The sequence below is a fragment of the Blastomonas sp. SL216 genome, assembly GCA_026625625.1.
Taxonomy (GTDB): domain Bacteria; phylum Pseudomonadota; class Alphaproteobacteria; order Sphingomonadales; family Sphingomonadaceae; genus Blastomonas.
In genome coordinates this window covers 2,342,034-2,359,258 of sequence record CP113055.1, presented here as the reverse complement: position 1 = coordinate 2,359,258, position 17,225 = coordinate 2,342,034, and the positions used below count along the sequence as shown (strand labels likewise).

16 protein-coding genes are annotated in these 17,225 nt (G+C 64.7%); 9 read left to right on the top strand and 7 right to left on the bottom strand.

Annotated elements, in window-relative coordinates:
- Positions 1-10: 10 nt before the first annotated feature.
- From OU999_11110 to OU999_11100, 3 genes are read right to left on the bottom strand one after another with little or no spacing between them, the layout of a single operon-like run.
- On the bottom strand, positions 11-1,159 hold the full coding sequence (locus OU999_11110) for an FAD-dependent monooxygenase (GenBank protein WAC22309.1): 1,149 nt from the start codon (positions 1,157-1,159) through the stop codon (positions 11-13).
- Positions 1,156-2,070 (bottom strand): polysaccharide deacetylase, encoded by a 915-nt coding sequence (locus OU999_11105; GenBank protein ID WAC22308.1) that lies wholly within the window; start codon positions 2,068-2,070, stop codon positions 1,156-1,158. Before OU999_11105 ends, OU999_11110 begins: the two co-directional genes overlap by 4 nt.
- 31 nt (positions 2,071-2,101) lie before the next feature.
- Positions 2,102-3,652: an FAD-binding oxidoreductase gene (locus OU999_11100; GenBank protein WAC22307.1), complete on the bottom strand. Its 1,551-nt coding sequence runs from the start codon at positions 3,650-3,652 to the stop codon at positions 2,102-2,104.
- A gap of 166 nt (positions 3,653-3,818) precedes the next feature.
- On the opposite strand from OU999_11100, the gene OU999_11095 reads away from it, so the two are divergent.
- A complete protein-coding gene (locus OU999_11095; protein WAC22306.1) occupies positions 3,819-5,321 on the top strand; it encodes an aldehyde dehydrogenase family protein in 1,503 nt (500 codons plus the stop codon).
- A gap of 25 nt (positions 5,322-5,346) precedes the next feature.
- The gene (locus OU999_11090) at positions 5,347-6,354 is read left to right on the top strand and encodes a DUF1838 family protein (GenBank protein WAC22305.1); all 1,008 of its coding nucleotides are present in this window, start codon (positions 5,347-5,349) and stop codon (positions 6,352-6,354) included.
- 3 nt (positions 6,355-6,357) lie between these two features.
- Here the strand turns inward: OU999_11090 and OU999_11085 are convergent, their stop codons facing one another.
- From OU999_11085 to OU999_11075, 3 genes are all read right to left on the bottom strand, one after another.
- Positions 6,358-7,539, bottom strand: coding sequence for a serine hydrolase (locus OU999_11085; GenBank protein ID WAC22304.1), 1,182 nt, complete (start codon positions 7,537-7,539; stop codon positions 6,358-6,360).
- Complete coding sequence (locus OU999_11080; GenBank protein ID WAC22303.1) at positions 7,526-8,992, bottom strand: NAD(P)/FAD-dependent oxidoreductase; 1,467 nt, start codon at positions 8,990-8,992, stop codon at positions 7,526-7,528. Before OU999_11080 ends, OU999_11085 begins: the two co-directional genes overlap by 14 nt.
- 77 nt (positions 8,993-9,069) lie before the next feature.
- Entirely contained in the window at positions 9,070-10,422 is a 1,353-nt protein-coding gene (locus tag OU999_11075) for an alpha/beta fold hydrolase (GenBank protein ID WAC22302.1), read from the bottom strand.
- A 163-nt stretch (positions 10,423-10,585) separates the two neighbouring features.
- Between OU999_11075 and OU999_11070 the strand changes: the two genes are divergently transcribed.
- From OU999_11070 to OU999_11060, 3 genes are all read left to right on the top strand, one after another.
- Positions 10,586-11,095 (top strand): MaoC family dehydratase, encoded by a 510-nt coding sequence (locus tag OU999_11070; protein ID WAC22301.1) that lies wholly within the window; start codon positions 10,586-10,588, stop codon positions 11,093-11,095.
- Between the two features lie 126 nt (positions 11,096-11,221).
- Positions 11,222-12,427 (top strand): NAD(P)/FAD-dependent oxidoreductase, encoded by a 1,206-nt coding sequence (locus OU999_11065; GenBank protein WAC22300.1) that lies wholly within the window; start codon positions 11,222-11,224, stop codon positions 12,425-12,427.
- A 39-nt stretch (positions 12,428-12,466) separates the two neighbouring features.
- The gene (locus OU999_11060) at positions 12,467-13,213 is read left to right on the top strand and encodes an arylmalonate decarboxylase (GenBank protein ID WAC22299.1); all 747 of its coding nucleotides are present in this window, start codon (positions 12,467-12,469) and stop codon (positions 13,211-13,213) included.
- 3 nt (positions 13,214-13,216) lie between these two features.
- Here the strand turns inward: OU999_11060 and OU999_11055 are convergent, their stop codons facing one another.
- Positions 13,217-14,731 (bottom strand): lipopolysaccharide biosynthesis protein, encoded by a 1,515-nt coding sequence (locus OU999_11055; protein ID WAC22298.1) that lies wholly within the window; start codon positions 14,729-14,731, stop codon positions 13,217-13,219.
- A gap of 216 nt (positions 14,732-14,947) precedes the next feature.
- Between OU999_11055 and OU999_11050 the strand changes: the two genes are divergently transcribed.
- The 4 genes from OU999_11050 (at position 14,948) to OU999_11035 (ending at position 17,210) form a co-directional block, all read left to right on the top strand.
- Positions 14,948-15,226, top strand: coding sequence for a hypothetical protein (locus OU999_11050; protein ID WAC22297.1), 279 nt, complete (start codon positions 14,948-14,950; stop codon positions 15,224-15,226).
- A gap of 202 nt (positions 15,227-15,428) precedes the next feature.
- The gene (locus OU999_11045) at positions 15,429-16,304 is read left to right on the top strand and encodes a DNA/RNA non-specific endonuclease (protein ID WAC22296.1); all 876 of its coding nucleotides are present in this window, start codon (positions 15,429-15,431) and stop codon (positions 16,302-16,304) included.
- On the top strand, positions 16,301-16,747 hold the full coding sequence (locus tag OU999_11040) for a hypothetical protein (protein WAC22295.1): 447 nt from the start codon (positions 16,301-16,303) through the stop codon (positions 16,745-16,747). Before OU999_11045 ends, OU999_11040 begins: the two co-directional genes overlap by 4 nt.
- 43 nt (positions 16,748-16,790) lie before the next feature.
- Positions 16,791-17,210, top strand: coding sequence for a hypothetical protein (locus tag OU999_11035; GenBank protein ID WAC22294.1), 420 nt, complete (start codon positions 16,791-16,793; stop codon positions 17,208-17,210).
- Positions 17,211-17,225 lie beyond the last annotated feature (15 nt).

Sequence of the window (17,225 nt, the reverse complement as noted above, 5' to 3'; positions counted from 1 at the left end):
CTCAAAATCCTTACACCGCAACGGTGCGGCAGTCATAGTCGAACAGGCCGAGCGTCTCTTCATTGCGCAACTCGCCCAGCCCGAACAGGTCGGTCTCCTGGCCCTGCATCCGATCGGCATTGGCATTGGATTCGGCCTGGATAAACGTCGTGCGCTCGATCCGCGCAGCCTGATAGCGCTGCAGGCCCTCTTCTGGCGTGGCAGAGGCTGCCAGCGCGCGCGCCAGCACCACCGCATCCTCGATGGCACAGGCCGCACCGTGTCCCAGGAACGGCGTCATCGCATGCGCTGCATCGCCGAGCAGCGTCACCCGGTCATCGACGATCCAGCTCGTCAGCGGCTGGCGTGCGTTCAGTGCCCAGCGGAAATGCGGTACGGCTTCGGCCGCCGCAATCATCGCCTGCACCTCCGGTTCCCAATCGGCATAGAGCGCGCGCAATTCGCCAGGCACTGCGGGGATGGTCCAGCCATCGTCCTGCCAGCCACCCTGCCGCGCGAAGAACACCATGTTGAGCAGGGTCGATCCGCGCACCGGATAGCGGGTGATCATCTTGCCCGGGCCGATATGGATGCCCGGCCAGTCGACGAGCGGGCGCAGCGCATCGGTCACCGGTACCACCGCGCGCCAGGCGACATGCCCGGTGAAATGGGCAGAAACCGGCTCGAACCGGTCACGTATCGCGGATTTGAGCCCATCGGCACCGACCAGCACATCGCCGTCCACCGTCTCGCCATTGGCGAGCTTAACGGTCGTGCCTTCGCTCGCCACCACCTGCGCGCCTGCACGCAGCACAACGCCCGCCCTTCGCGCGGTTTCGACCAGGATCGCGTGCAGATCGGCGCGGTGGATGTAGACATAGGGCGCGCCGTATTTCTCGCGCGCATCGGCCCGCTCGAGCGTCAGCAGCGCGCGGCCATCCTGCCAGTGCTGGATGCGTTGGCGCTTGGGCTCGACCCCGGCGGCGGCGACTGCTTCCATGCAGCCCGTGAAATCGAAGCCGCGCATCGCATTCGGCGATAGCGTCACGCCCGCGCCGATCTCGCCGAACTCGGGGGCAGCCTCCAGCACGGTGACCGCAAAGCCTGCCTGCGCCAGCGCGGCGGCCGCCGTCAGCCCGCCAATCCCGCCGCCAGCGATCAGGATGTGTGGGCTGCTCATCCCAGCTGCCCCGGAATATGGCTCTCATGGTTCGCCAGATACCAGTCGGCAATCTCCTCGCGCGTCGCCCACCACACGCCCGGCAGCGACTGCGCATGCTGGATGAACTCACGGATGGCGCGGATGCGGTGCGCGCGGCCCGAGACATGCGGGTGCAGCCCGACATTCATGATCCGCCCGGTGACCGCGCCTTCCTCGTACAGCACGTCCAGCTCCTCGATCAGCGCCTGTGCAAACTGATCGGTGGTGAAATTCTTGCGGGTGATGAAGGTGAAGTCGTTGATCTCGTTCGAATAGGGCACCGACACGATCGGGCCGTTGGGGGTGCGCAGCAGGTACGGCTGATCGTCGTTCATGATGTCGCAGTAGAAGGTGCAGCCCTGCTCGGCGAGAATATCGGCGGTCTGCATCGTCCCGCGCAGCGAGCTCGACAGCCAGCCCTTGGATTTGCGGCCCGTATGCTTTTCGAACTCGGCGAGCGATCGCAGGATGATGTCGCGCTCCTTTTCGGGCTCATGCGCGAAATTGGTCAGCAGCTCGCCCTGTTCCCAATTGTGGGTGAGCAGTTCCCAGCCGCGCTCCAGCACCGCATCGGTCATCGCCTTGCGCCGCTGGAAGGTCACCGCGTTGGTGGTGCAGCTGGCCTTCGCGCCCAGCTGGTCGAACAGGTCGAACAAGCGCCAGATGCCGACACGCTGGCCATATTCGCGCCAGGTGAAATTGGGGAAATCGGGCGTGTTGCCGGGCAGCACATCGGGCAGGATCGCGGGACCGCCGGCATAATAGGGCTTGTCGGTATCCTTGGTGAGGTCCCAGGTTTCAAGGTTGAAGGTGAGGATCAGCGCGACACGCGCCCCGTTCGGCCATTTCAGCGGCTGGCGCTGGGGGAGCGGGATATAATCATAGTCCATCGAGAGCCTCTGCAAAGCTTGTGCGGCGGGTTCAGAGCCCCAGCACGCCGGGGTTCATCAGGTTTTGGGGGTCGAGCGCGGCCTTGGTCGCCTTGAGCAGCGCACGCGCCGCAGGGTCCAGCCGATCCAGATAGGGATAGGCGCGGCCGATCTGGAAATGCGCAGAGCCATGCGCCTGCATCAGGGCGATCAGGTCCGCCTTGAGCTGATGTGCCGCAGCCCGTGCCTCGGGGCTTTCGGGATAAGCCGGGATGCCCGCCAGATAGTCCGCGCCCAGTATCTCGCGATGATAGGGGGTCAGCGTGTCGGGCCAGTAGATCGCGATCTCGTAGAGCAGACCATGCCCGCCGATGCTGCTGAACATCGTGCCGGTCCACACGCCCAGCCGCTCCATCTCTGCCTTGCGCGCCTCCAGCAGCGCGGTGAAATCGGCATGGAAGGCGTCGGCGGCCTGGTGGGTGAAGATACCGTGCAGCGGAACCCAGCGCTCGCCCTTGGGGCCCAGCACATTGTACAGCGGCGCAAACGGCATCGATCGGACAAAGGCGGCGGCGGTATTGGCAATCTCCTGCCCCTCGCGCGTCATGATCGCACGGATGCGACCCAGCCGCGCGGTGGCATCGGCCTTGTCGACGCCCTCGACAATGACATGGCAGCTATACTGCGCCTCGCGCATCTCGCCTTCGCCTGCCAGCGCCATCCTGGCGAGCTGAACGACGCCCGAGACGGGATTGGGCGCGGCCCGCATCACGTTGCGCGCGATGTTGAGCCGTGCCGCCGTGCCCTCGGACCGGGCGATCTGGCCCTGAGACAGCGCCTGATCGATGCTGAAATGCTCTTCGTCCAGCCCCTCGCGCGCCAGCTGGCTGACCGACCGGTGGTAGCTGGCAAAATCGGCAAAGGAAAAGCTGGCTGTGTCGAAGGCGGGCCGCGCGGCGATCAGCGGCAGCGTTACCGCGACCTTGAGGCCAAGCGCGCCGCAATCGCCGGTGAACAGTCCGGTCAGATCGGGTCCGTAATGGCGGGTGGCGTCCGAAATGCCCGTGTTCATCAGCGTGCCATCGGCCAGCACCACCTCCATGCCGATCACCGATTGCGCCGAAATGCCGTGCGCGCCGCTGCCATGGCTGATCGTGTTCTGGCTCATGCCGCCGCCGATCGTTGCGGCTATCCCCGAGAACGGCCCCCAGAAGGGCGTGCGCAGGGCGAGCGGATCGAGCGCGGCCTTGAGCGCCGCCCAGGTCACCCCCGCGCCGACGCGGACACAGGCGTTTTCCGCATCGATTTCGATCGCCTGCAGCGCGGAGAGATCGAACAGCACATGCGGCATGTTGCTGATATAGCCGTCGGAATAAGAAGCTCCGCCGCCGCGCGGCACCATCGCCACCCCGGCCTCGGCGCACAGCCGTGCGGCGGTCTGCACGCCTGCGCTGTCCACTGGCCGCACGATGCAGACAGCCTCTGTGCCATGTGCGAACACGTCATGCGCATAAAAGGCGAGGCGGTCGGGCGCGGTGATCACCTGTGCCTCGCCCAGCGCCTGTGCCAGCCTTGCTGCCAGTTCGTTGATGCTATCCCCCATCGACCTCAACCGCTCCTGATGCGTCCAGGCTCGGGTTCGACCATGTTCGCCCCGGACCCGACACGGGGCAAGCGCGATTTATCCGCCTTGCGGTTGATGGTCCCGAAATGATTACATGCAGGCCACGAATTTCTAGCCTCACCTCATTGCATGGAGACCCAAAAGCATGGCCTTTGCCCGTCCGCAGATCTCGCCCGCCGTCACCGAATTTCTCGCCCGTCGTGGCAGGGGGGCGGGGCTGCTGATCGATGGCAGCTGGAGCGAAGGTTCAGGCGAGACGTTCGCCACGGTCGATCCGGCGATCGGTGACGAGATCGGCGTGCTGCCGCGTGGCGGGGCGGCGGAGATCGACGCGGCGGTGGCGGCGGCGCGCGCTGCGCTGGCGGGCTGGAAAGCGACCACGCCGCTGGGTCGTGCCAAGATCCTCTGGGCCGCCGCCGATCTGATCGAGGCGCATATCGACGAACTCGCCGAGATCGAGACGCTCGACCAGGGCAAACCGCTGTTCGTCGGGCGTTGGGCCGAAATTCCCGGCGCAGTCAATCAGTTCCGCTTCTTCGCTGGCCAGGCGATGGCGATCGAAGGCCAGGTGATCGAATCGTCGATCGATTATCAGCCGGCGGGCAAGAAGATGGCGACATGGACCAAGCGCGAGCCGGTCGGCGTGGTCGGTGCGATCGTGCCGTGGAACTCGCCGCTGGTGCTGACCGCGATGAAGCTGGCACCCGCGCTGGCAGCGGGATGCACAATCGTGCTCAAGCCTGCGGAGAACACCTCGCTCTCCGCGCTGCGGCTCGGCGAATTGCTGATGGAGGCAGGCGTTCCCGCTGGCGTGCTCAACATCGTCACCGGGCTGGGCGGCGAGTCGGGGGCAGCGCTGGCGGCGCATCCCAAGGTCGACAAGATCGCATTCACCGGATCGACCCAGACGGGCCGCGCGATCATCGATGCGGCCAAGGGCAATCTCAAGCGCGTCAGCCTGGAGCTTGGCGGCAAGTCGCCAATGATCGTGATGCCCGATGCCGATCTGGAGCTTGCGATTCCGGGCGTCGCCAATGCGATCTTCTTCAACGGCGGCCAGGTCTGCGTCGCCGGTTCGCGGCTGTACGTCCACAGCGCGATCCGCGACCAGCTGCTCGAGGGCGTCGCGAAATATGCGCAAGGGCTGACGGCGGGGCACGGGCTTGATCCGGCAACGCAGATGGGCCCGCTGGTATCGCGCCTGCAGGCCGAGCGGGTCGAGGGTTTTGTCAGCGGTGCCAGGGCCGCAGGTGCCAGCGTACTGACGGGCGGCGAGCGGTTCGGCGATGCGGGCACGTTCATGCAGCCCACGGTGATCACCGATGTGACGCCCGACATGGCGATCGTGCGCGAAGAAGTGTTCGGCCCCGTGCTGGTGGCGCAGAGCTTCGACGACACCGACGCCGTTATCGCGGCCGCCAATGACAGCGATTATGGTCTGGCCGCCAGCGTGTGGACCCAGTCGCTCAGCCACGCGCACCGCATGGGCGATGCGCTGGAGGCGGGCACGGTTTGGATCAACTGCCACCTGATGTACGACGCGGCGCTGCCGATCGGCGGCATCAAGCAATCGGGCCATGGCCGCGACAGCGGGCGCGCGGCGCTCGACAATTATCTCGAATGGAAAACCGTCTGCGCGGTCGTCTGACCGCCGACCAAAGGGGACGTCTGCGATGATCTATGAACAGCTATGCGCGAGCGTGTCGCGCCGCACGCTGCTGGGCGGCGTGGCCGGGCTGGGTGCGGTCTCGGCCATGCCCGGTATCGCGCTGGCCAGGCAGGCCAAGGGCGGCAACATCCGCCCGCTCGACATCATGGACCCGCGCGACAACCTGTACGGCTTTGCCAAGATGTGGGGCACGATCGGCGACAAGGCGGTGCTCTCGGGCTATCAGGGCGTGCAATATGCGATCGTCGGTGCCAATCGCGCCAAGCCGGTGTTCGGCTATTGCGGCTTCGGCAACATCCGCAACGCCATTCAGCCCGATGGATCGGTCCGCGTCATCGGCAAGGAATGCGGCTATTTCACCGATCTTGCGACCGGCGAGATCCTCGATCACTGGGACAATCCCTGGACCGGCGAGCGGGTGGAGGTGTTCAACTTCCTCAACGACAAGTTCCGCGGCACGCTGGGCCTCACGCGCAAGGTCTTCAAGGTCGGCGATGGCGAGACGGTGAACAACGACATCGGAAAAGGCGGTGCGGGCGAGCCTTATCGGTTGCCCTGGCAGCCCATCGGCGACCAGTATCTGCTCGGCTGGGACTATGCGCATGAATATACCAACCCGGTGACGCCCGAGGGCTGGCCCAGGGCATCGACCGGCAGCCGCGTCAATCCGTCCGAGCATTTCACCCTGTTCACCCCGCGCGCCGCGATCGACGACCGCGATATCGTGTCCGCGCCCTATACCGGCGGCTTCATGCGTCAGGCCCCGTGGTGGCCGTGGATGCGCATGGGCAAGAGCGGGGTCGATGGCGTGCTGATGGGGCGGATGCACACCTACAAGATCACCGGCGGCATGGACGATGTGCCGGTGGCTGTGCGCAAGCGCGTCGAGCGCGACCGGCCCGACCTGTTCGAGGAGCCGCAGGATGGCCCGGACCTGGGCGTCATCGGCACGCTGGAACATTATGCCGAACAGGTGCCGCCCGAAACGCCGGGCTATAACCGCAAGAAATAGGGCTTAGCGCGCCCCAAGCCCCCGGATCAGCAGGTTGGGCAGCCTTGCGTTGTCCCATTCGGGGGTCTTGGGCGGCGTTTCGCCCATGCGCAGCACGATCAGCCGGTGCTTCGGGCTGATATGCACCGTCTGGTTGCTATTGCCATCGAACAGGAACAGCTCGGGGTCCAGATAGGCCTCCGAATGCAGCACCTGCGGACCGGCCGCGCCCGGCGCGCCAAAGCCGCGCCGCTCGCGATAGGGCTCGCCCAGCCAGATGCCGAGGCCGAAATTGGGGTTTTGCGGCGTACCGGTGCGCATCGCGCGGACATAGCCCCTGGGCAGCAGCCGCTTGCCGCCGACGACACCATCGTCGAGCAGCAGGATCCCGAGCTTCAGCCAGGTTTCTGCAGGCAGCTTGATGCAGCAGCCCGAATGCGCGAGGCCGCCGGGTCGGTTGACCCACACTTCGCCGCCCGCTGCCCCCAAAGGTGCCATCACCTCGCGGCTCAGAAACTCGGCATAGCGCCGCCCGGTGGCGCGCTCGATCACCAGCGCGATGAGTTCGCTCGGCGCATTGGCATAGGCATAGCGGCTGCCCGGCGCATCGGTCAGCGGATAGCTGCTGACGATGTAATTGCCGTGGTCGGTATCGAGATAGGCGCGGTTCCAGGGATGTTCGGGATCGGGCGAATAGCCCTGGTCGAGAAGGCCTGAACGCATGTCGAGCAGATGCCGGACACGGATGGCCGCCTTGGGCGTTCCGGCAAGCTCGGGGATGAAATCCGCGATCGGCTGGTCCAGCCCCTTGATCTTGCCCAGCCGGATCGCGCGGCCGATGGCGATCGCGGTCAGCGGCTTGGCGAGCGATTTGGAGACCAGCGGCGTATCGCGCGTGGTGCCACCGAAATAGCGTGCGCTTTCCAGCGCGCCATCGCGCCAGACAAGAAACGCGCTGGACCGGTTCGCTTCGGCATAGCGCGCAGCCTCATTGAGCGCATTGGCGGCAATGGTTGGCGCAGCGCGGGTGAGGAGCGGCCTGACCCGGCGGGCCCCGGGCACGGCCTCCATCGGGCTGTAGTCGAACTGCGCGGGATTGGCCATGAAGGCCGCGAACCGCGCCCGATAGGTCGCATCGTCCGCCGGCGTCGCGGCGGTTGCCAGCAGCGCCAGCGCCAGCCCGGCGAGGGCCTTACGCGCGCTCAAGGATTTCCAGCGCGGCGATCTCCGCCGTCTCCATCGCCGATTCCATGCCCGGCTCCATTCGCCGCAGATGCTCGCCCGCAAAGTGAATGCGCCCGTGCGGCAGCGCCATTTCGCGCGCAAACATCTTCACCTGGCCAGCAGCGAAGCAGTGCTTGTTGCCGCCAACGAACGGGTTCTTCTCCCAGCTATATTCGACCAACGGCTCCAGCGCGCCCTGGATCGACGGGCGCGTCGCCACCAGCTCGGCCATGATGAAGGCGCGCTGCGCGTCGACTGGCATGGAGTTGAGCTTGGTCGCGCCATCGCCGTTCATCCAGACGATCAGCGATCCGTGCGGGCCGCCGCGCCCGCTCATCACGAACGCGCGCTCGAAATAGCGGTCGGACCACATTGAGGGCGGCAAGCCATCGGCCTCCCAGAAGGGCTTGAGCACGCGGAAATGGAATTGCGTGGTGGCGGAATAGATCGCGCCTTCGACCGCATTGGCCTGGGCCGGCGGCAGACCGGGGGTGAAGTTGATATAGCGCACCGCCGAGAAGGGCGCGGCCATCACGCAGAAGCGCGCACGCAGGCGTTCACCGCCCATCAGCCGCACCTCGACCTCGTCCGCCGTCTGGTCGATCGCGGCGACCGGCGTGTTCAGCATCACCCGGCCCTTCAGCGCGGCGGCCATCGCCTTGGGCAGCATGTCCGATCCGCCCTCGATCGCATGGCTCTTGTTGTTCGCACCCGCGCCATATTGCGGCTTGCTGGGGTCGCGAAAGCCCTCGACCTTGATCCGCGCCAGATCGCGGAAGATGCTCATCGCCGAGACCGAATGGACGCTGGGGCCGTTCAGATCGACATCGGCCAGCCGGATCGCCGCTTCGGAGACGCCGCGCGCGCGCATATAGGCGGCAGCCGACATGTCGTGCTCGTAATATTTGGGGTCGAGCCAGTCTGCCGGGTCCTCGAACGGCACCCAGTCGAAGAACAGCTTGTTCTGGATCAGGAACGGCAGGATCTCGCGCTCGGCCCCGATGGTGTGGTTGGCGCTGGAATTGGCCCAGTCCTTGGGCAGGATCATCTGGCCTTCCAGATTGAGCACGAAGGGTGTCGCCTTGGCGTCCTGATCGACCAGCCCGACATTGAACTGCGCGCAGGCATTGCGCACGCGGCCATAGAGCGGTCCGACCTCGCTGCCGCCGAGTTCCGCGCTATAGCCTTCGGCGCGGCCGGTGCGCAGCCGCCCGCCGACCCGGTCATTCGCCTCGACCACCGCGACCTTCAGACCCTGGCTTTCAAGCACATGCGCGGCATTGAGACCTGCCAGCCCCGCGCCGACGACGATCACATCAAGCTTTTCCGCCTGACCGCCGCCCTTGGCGGTCTTGGCAAAGGCAGAGCTGCCGATCAGCGCGCTCGCCCCGAACAGGAACGTGCGGCGGGTGCCGGTGAGAAACGGGTGCGGCATGGGCAGAACTCCTGCAATTGGGTCGCGACACTATGCCGGTGGTCGGCTAGTTCACCAGCGCAAAACGGCAGCGATGTTCACCTGGTGGATAAACGGGCGATGTGCAGCGCCCGCGCCGCGCTCGACCGGATCAGGGCGAGATGCTCGCGCGCAAGGCGTTCCGGGTCCATCGCGCCATCATCAAGCGGGGTCATGGTTTCGCGCGATACCGCATAGCGCGGTGCAAAGCCGTGCCCGGCGCGCAGCAGCGCCCAGGCATTGACCAGATGGTTGCCATAGCGGTCGGGCGTCAGGTCCGGGAACAGCAGGTCTGGGTCGCCATCGAGCAGCGGCTCGTGCGTCACCGACGCTGCATCCAGTTTTTCACAGACCGCATCGATCACCGCCTGCCATGCCGCCCAGTCCGCCGGCGGCTCGCCCGGCCAGGGATCGGACAGGCCATGGCCCGGCAGATCGATGGTCAGCCCATTCCCGCCTATCAGGTCGAGCGAGCGGCCGGGGCCGTGCAGGCTGAGGGTGTCGCCCTTGCCGCGCCAGTGGATCAGCCCGTCAAAGCCGCCTGCCTGCACGCTGAGGAACCCGGCGTCCGCATCATGAGCCGGCGTGAAGCCGGGTGCGGGATAGCGCGCGAGCCAATCGGCATTGGCCGCAGCATGCGCCGCCGGGTCGGGCTGCTCGGCGGTTTCCCACCCCCTGGGCAGCGGCGGAAAGCGCGCGATATGCGCGGTCATCGGATCGGCGCTGTAGCTGGAAAGAAAGGCGGGCGGCACGTCGGCCCCTGCAGGCGGCACGTCGAACCCCGCAGACAGCGCAGCGCGATAGCCGTGGCGATAGGCATCGCCCGAGGCGAGCAGGTCCATCACCTGCGGGTGCAGCACCACCGGGTCGGCATGCGGGGCAGACATGCGGCGTGCCTGTTCGGGCTTGTACCAGGGGAAATACCAGCTCTGCTCGAGCATCCGGTTCCACGCCCATAACAGATGCTCGCCATAAGGCTGGGGATGGAAGGGGCGCAGATAGGCCTCTCCGACATCATCCAGTTCATGCGGGTAGAAACAGGGATAGCCGCCGACCGCGAGCGCGACAAAGCGCTCGGGATGCCGTTTGAGCGCGTTCATCAGGAAGATGCCGCCCGAATGGAAGCCATAGGCCGCGATGCCGCTGAAACCCGCCGCATCGGCAAATTCCAGGATCGCGTCGGCAAAATCCTCGGTCGTCGGGCGCGCGATCGGCAGCGGATCGGACTGACCAAAGCCGGGAGAGTCGGGCGCAATGCAGGTGAACCGCTCCCCCCATTGCTGCATCACGCCATCATATTCGGCGGACGATCGCGGGCTCTGGTGGATCAGCAGCAGCGGCGGGCCAAGCCCGCACATGCGGTAATGCACGCGGCGTTGGCCGATCGTCAGATAGTGGCGGGTGATGCGCATGCGGCAAGGTTATCCGCAATCACCTGGCCCGCAACCCTGCTGCGCCCGCCACTGGCCGCACAGCGGATAGCCGCGTGCGACAGCGGTGAACTCGGCGCTCTCCTGCCAGCAATGAGCCTGTGCCCGGTTGTCGGGGCTGCAAGCAAAGCAAGGGGAATGATCGATGCGTGATGGCGTGACCGAAGTGGGGCCGCAGCGTTACCGCGAAACCTATGGCCGTTTCTTCGAAGAGTTCATCGTCGGCGATGTCTACGAGCATCGTCCCGGACGGACGATTACCGAGACCGACAATATCTGGTTCTCGCTGCTGACGATGAACCAGCACCCGGCGCATTGCGATGCCAATTTCGCCACCAAGACCGAATTCGGCAAACCCCTGGTCGCATCGCCGCTGACTGTCGCGATCATGACCGGGCAGAGCGTTTCCGACGTCAGCCAGAAGGCGGTGGCGAATCTGGGCTGGAAGGAAATCCGCCTGCTCAAGCCGGTGTTCGCGGGCGACACGCTCTATTCGGAATCCGAGGTGCTGGAAAAGCGCGAGAGCGACAAGCGCCCGACCCAGGGCATCGTCACCATCAAGACCATCGGCAAGAACCAGCGCGGCGAGGTGGTGTGCGAATTCACCCGCGTGATGCTGATCTGGAAGAAGGGCCACGGCCCGATGGACGAGTGATCCCGAAGGCACGCCCACCGTGCGGCCCGGCCTGTTGGTCGCACGGTGGATAGTTTGCGCCAAGGCCGCATCAGCAGCCGCGCCGGTTTTCTAGCCAGAGAGCAGATAAGACGAGGGGCAGGACGGATGTCCGCAAAGGAACGTTGCCAGGTGGTGATTGTCGGGGCCGGGCCGGTTGGCACGACCATGGCGACCCTGCTGGCCAAACAGGGCGCGGATGTTATCGTGCTCGAGGCGAACGAGGATTGCGCCCAGGATCTGCGCGCTTCCACCTTCCACCCGCCGACGCTGGAAATGCTCGACGAGGTCGATGTGACCCCGATGCTGCTGGCACGCGGCCTGAAGGCGCCGGTCTATCACTGGCGCGACCGGCAATCGGGCGAGGTCATCGACTTTGACCTCAGCGAACTTGCCGATGTCACGCGCTATCCCTTCCGCATCCAGTGCGAGCAATATCATCTTTCGCGAGCGCTGGCCGAGGGTCTCGCCCGCTATCCCAGCGCGCAGGTGCGCTTCAACCACCGGCTGCTGTCCTTCGCGCAGGACGACAAGGGCGTCACCGTGTTCGTCGAAAGCCCGACCGCGATCCAGGAGATCGCGTGCGACTTTCTGATCGCCGCCGACGGCGCGAACAGCGTGGTGCGCAAATGGCTGGGGATCGAGTTCGACGGCTTTACCTATCCCGAACGGTTCCTGTGCCTTTCGACCGATGAGGACCTCACCGCCTATCTCGATAACCTGGCCTATGTGAATTACGTGTCCGATCCCGAAGAGTGGCTGGTGCTGCTCAAGGTGCCCTCGGTCTGGCGCGTGCTGCTGCCCACCGATGGCGCGGCCAGCGATGACGATCTGCGCTCCGATGAACGCAAGAACGCCATTTTCAAGCGGCTGATCGGCCATGGCGCGGAGGTCAAGACCTTCCACCGCACGCTCTATCGGGTGCATCAGCGGGTGGCCAAATCCTTCCTCGAAGGCCGGGTGATGCTGATCGGCGATGCGGCGCATCTCAACAACCCGCTCGGCGGTTTCGGGATGAATTCGGGGCTGCACGATGCGTTCAACCTGTTCGAGAAGCTGCAACCAGCCTTGAAAAGTGGCAAGGCCAATGGGTCGCTGGAGCTTTTCGACCGCCAGCGTCGCCAGGTGACGCATGATTTCACCCAGGCGCAGACGATCGAGAACATGGCCTTTATCCGCGGCGGTGCGGGCGAGGGGCACAAGCGCCGCCGCGAGGCGATGCTGGCCATCCAGCAGGATGACGAGCGCCGCCGTGCCTATCTGCTGAAACAGGCGATGTTCGACAGCCTGGACAAGGCGCGTGCCATCAACTGATTGCGCCGCCTTGCAGGCATAGCTGAAGGAGGTTCGACCATGGGCGATGTGCTGGGCTGGCGCAGGCTGCTGGGGGTGGTTGCGCCCTCGACCAACACGGTGGTTCAGCCGGACATGGAGCGGATGCGCCCCGAAGGCGTGACCAACCATTTCTCGCGCATCTATGTCGAGGATCCGGTCGCGCTCTCCAACGAGGATTTCATCGCCGGGACCACCGCGATTGCCGAGAACACGATGGACGCGGTGCGCTCGGTCATGACCTGCCGCCCCGATTATCTGGTGCTCGGCATGTCGGCGATCACCTTTTACGGCGGTGTCCAGGGCTCGGTCGACTTCAAGCGCAAGGTCGAGGCGGTCGCAGGCGTGGGTGCGAGCACCGGCGCAGAATCGATCGCAGCGGCGCTCAAGGCCTATGGCCAGGTGAAGACGGTGAGCTTCGTCTCGCCCTATTACCCGGTCGCCAATGCCGAGGTGCGGCGCTTCCTCGAGGAATCAGGCTTTCAGGTGGTCCGCGATGTGCCGCTGCAATGCCGCTGCTGGACCGATATCGCCAAGGTGACGCCTGATCGGCTGCGCGAGGTGATCGACCATCTCGACGGGCCGGAGGTCGATGCGGTGGTGCAGGTCGGCACCAACCTGTCGATGGTCGATCTGGCGGCCGAGCAGGAAGCCGCGCGCGGCAAGCCGGTGATCGCGATCAACACCGCGACCTATTGGCACGCGCTGCGCGCCTGCGGCATCGATGACCAGATCGCCGGGCTTGGCCGGTTGCTCGCCGAATTCTAGAGCCTAATCCGCGCTGGTCTTGCGCATCCGGAACAGTTCGCGATCTTCGGGGCCGAAGCCGCGCCGCCAGATCACCCAGCCATAGACGCCCAGGATGGCGGGGATGCCAAAGGCGAGCTCCGCCCATTCGGGCAGCTTGGTAAAGCCCCAACCCACCGCCGTCGCCGCCGCGCCCGCCCAGACCAAGGCCCAGCGCCAGCCATTGACCGGCGCGCCGAGCAGTTTCGACAGCAGCCGCGCCTTGACGATCGAGGCAAAGCCCAGTGCGAGCGCCAGCGCCAGTGCAACGCTCGCCGCCTGGAACAGCGGTGGCAGACCCAGGGCTTGCGCGGTCAGGATCAAGGCGACGCTGAGGCCGCCCTGCAGCGCCAGCATGGCGAGCGAGATCATCAGGTTGCGGTGGCGCGCGATATAGACAAGCGCGGCCTCGCTCACCGCCGCGGTCGCCGCGACAACCTCTGCTGCCAGCAGGAAGGCGAGTGCGCCGGTGCCGCCAACGAAATTGGGGCCGACCAGCCCCATCACGCCTTCGCCCGGAATGCCGAGCGCGAGCGCGACGCCCAATTGCGCGGCGATGATCCAGAAGCCGACCTGGCTCACCTGGCGGGCGATCTCGGCCATCTTGCCGACTTGCAGGTTGCGCGCAATGACGGGGCCCAGGATCGGATCGAAGCTGGTCTTGAGCTTCTGCGGCAGGCTGGCGACCTGCTGCGCGATATAATAGATGCCGACCACGGCGGGCGCGGCGAACAGGCCCAGCACCGCCAGATCGAGCCGCCTGCTGCCCCATTCGATGGCATCGGCAGCGGCCAGCGGGGCATTGCGCCGCGCCATGCGCAGCAGCTTGAGCGGACGCGGCCGCCACCCGGTCGGCACGCCGTAATTGCGCAGCATCGGAATGATCGAGGCGATGAACGCGGCGACCATCGAGGCGATATAGGACAATATCAGCCCGTCGGTGGGCGTGAGATAGAAGAAGATCCACGCGGTGATGCTGATCGTCCATGGCTCGATGACCGATCGCGCGCGCACGGTGGCCGCGATGTCGAAGCGATAGGCGAGCGCGGCCAGCGCCACATCGGACCCCGCCACCGCCAGGATGACCAGCGGCAGCAGCCGGTCGATCTCGCCCGCCGCGCTGTTCGGGAACATGATCTCGGGCAGCAGCATCAACAGGGTGGCGGCAATGGCCGATGCGATGAAGCTGACCAGCATGCCATCGGCCACAACCTGCGCGTGCGGGCGCGATGTTCGCGCGAGCTGCGCTGCCAGGCCGCGCTTCAGCCCCAGCGTGGCCAGTTGCGCGGCGAACTCGACCACCAGCACGGCATAGGCAAACCGTCCCAGCGCTTCGGCGCCATAGAGCCGACCGGCGATGAACAGGAATGGCAGCCGCGCCGCCAGCCGCAGCAAGAAGCCGAAGAAATTGGTGCGTCCGCCCTTGGCCAGCGCCTGGATGTCGCCGCCATCCTTGGCCGGCGCAGCGGTGTCCGGTCCGGATGCGGAATCCGGTGACATGGGGTCAGTGTGCGGCGGCGATGATGTCAAAGCGATATGTCCAAGCCTGATCCCGGATGCTCTTAAGCAGCTTTGGTGCGCTTTGGCTAGGCGCGTGTCCAGAGCCGTGCCGCATCATGCGCGCGCGAAAAAATTCACGAGGCTTTGCAACCCTCTGCGCGGCTGCCCGTTGAGGCGTTCATGCATTGTGCATGAAACAGGGTAGTGGAGCGAAACATGCGTAAACTGATTCTTACCAGCGTTGCCAGCATCGGCCTCATCAGCCTCGGCGCCTGCCAGAGCGAGCAGGCCGACAAGGTCGAAGACCAGGCTGAAGCCGAAGCCGACGCGCTGGAAAACATGGCTGATGAAGCCCCGACCGAAGCCCAGGAAGACGCTCTGGAAAACCAGGCTGATGCGGTTGAAGCGGCCGGCGAAGAAAAGGCCAATGCGATGGACGACAATGGCGAAATCGCTCCCAGCGAAGTGCCGGGCACGACCACCGAAAAGAAGTAAACCTTCCCCTTCGAAGGTAACAGGCGGCGGCGGACCTTATGGGTTCGCCGCCGTTTCTTTTTGCGATGTCCAAGACCGTCGAGATGGATCCGAAGCGGATCATTTCAATGCTCTGAGTTGCACTGGACGGCCCGCGCATGATTGACTTGTTGGAAAATGTTGCTGATATGTTCTTGCCGTTTTTCCTCACAGGAGCGGCAAGATGCGGGAATCGGCGCATGGGCAGCAAAGCAGTTTTGCACTCTGGTTGCGAACAGGGCGCTGGCCCGATCCTGACGCGAGCGCGGCGATCGAGCGCAAGTTCAACCCCTGGCACGATCCGGACGACGGGCGCTTCACCTTTGCCGACCAAGGGCGGCGTTATGGTTCTGGTAGCGCAGGCTCCTCGGCTTCCGGGAAACCACGCAAGCGCGACAAGGTTAAACCCGGCGGCGGATCGTTCGGCGGCGCGGGTGCAACCGGGGCGTTCGGAAAGCCTTTGCCGGCCAAGCCAGAGCCAAAGGCCAAACCAAAGCCAACATCGCGCGGAGGCCGTAACTTTCCGGGCTGGTTGCCCGCTACGCCAGCCCCTTGGCCGAAGCCTCGGGCCAAACCGATACCAATTCGGCCTGCCGCTCCCTCGCCATGGCGGCCTGTCGAGCGCAACGGCTATATCTATCACCTGGACGACAAGGGCGACCCGCATGAAATCGATGTGCCGAAGCTGGGCACCGAAGCGCAGACGCCGCGGTCGAGATCGGCACAGCGCAATGCGGGCAAGCCTGACCGGCTCCCCACCGATGATGGTGGCCATTTCATCGCGCATCGGTTCAACGGCCCCAATGATGCCTTCAACCATTTTGCGCAGGACAGGGCGTCCAACAGAGGCCGTTACCGCGTGGTCGAGCAGACATGGGCGGACGCGCAAGCCGCAGGCAAGGATGTGTCGTTCAAGATGAAGATAGACTATCCGACAGGATCGAGACGGCCGGACTTCGTGCATATCTGGTATAGCACTGGAGGACCGACCGTCTATGAAAAGATAGACAATCGCCCCGGTCATTTTCCTGTAAAGCCCCAAGTGCGGAGGAAAAAATGAAGGACTGGCAGATCGAAATGGCTGATATCGTTCATGACGTCGCCTGCAACCTTGTCCATAAACATGGAGTCGACAATCGAGGAATCCTCGTTTTGGCTGACCTTGACGGCGGCGTCCGTTATTCGGTTTATGTAGGCAGACAACGATTTGTCGAGTATATCTTTGTTACCGAAGATGAGTTCAAAAACGTAGATCTACTCGATGATCTGAGGTTTGTTCCGCCTGCTGGCAAGGTACCGCTGGGAATAGAAATATTTATCAAAGATGGAGGGGCATCATCAAAAATAGTGTATCCGCAGGATGTTCCCGAAGATCAGCTGCCGTATGATGACCGAGAGTCATTTGTAATTTCCTATTTCGGGGATTTTCCGATCAGATATCCGCCGATGCCGAGCGATGCCCAGAAACTTCCACGCTCGGGTTGGCGCACAAAGATGCGCTGAGTAACGCGCAGAGCCATGCTTTCTGGACGATAAGGGGGCAACAATGTGGAATCTGGGCGCAAGGCGATGGAAAGCTGACCTCCTTGCCGATCTCGCCTCGACCCTTCGCGCGGAGACCAATTTCAGTCCGCTTGGCACATTGATGGTCGCGATAGTGGAAAGCCGCTACATCAGCATCGCGCGTTTCCTGGATCGTGGCAGCTATATCGCCTTCGCTCAGCCGGACTATGCCAAGTATCGCGACGCGCTGCTCGAGCTCTGGGCCCTGGAGCCGCTCAGCAGCCGCTGGGACGAGATCCATTATCTTGTCCGTGGCACAGACGTGCGGATCACCTATCTCTATCCCGAGGACATCGAGACCGACATTCCCGAGCTCGACCGCTGGCGCAGCGCGGCCCAAACCGCGTTTGGCGCGAAAAGGATCGTCTTCCCGCACGGTCACGGCAGGACCGAAATCAGATAGCGCTGCCGATACCCA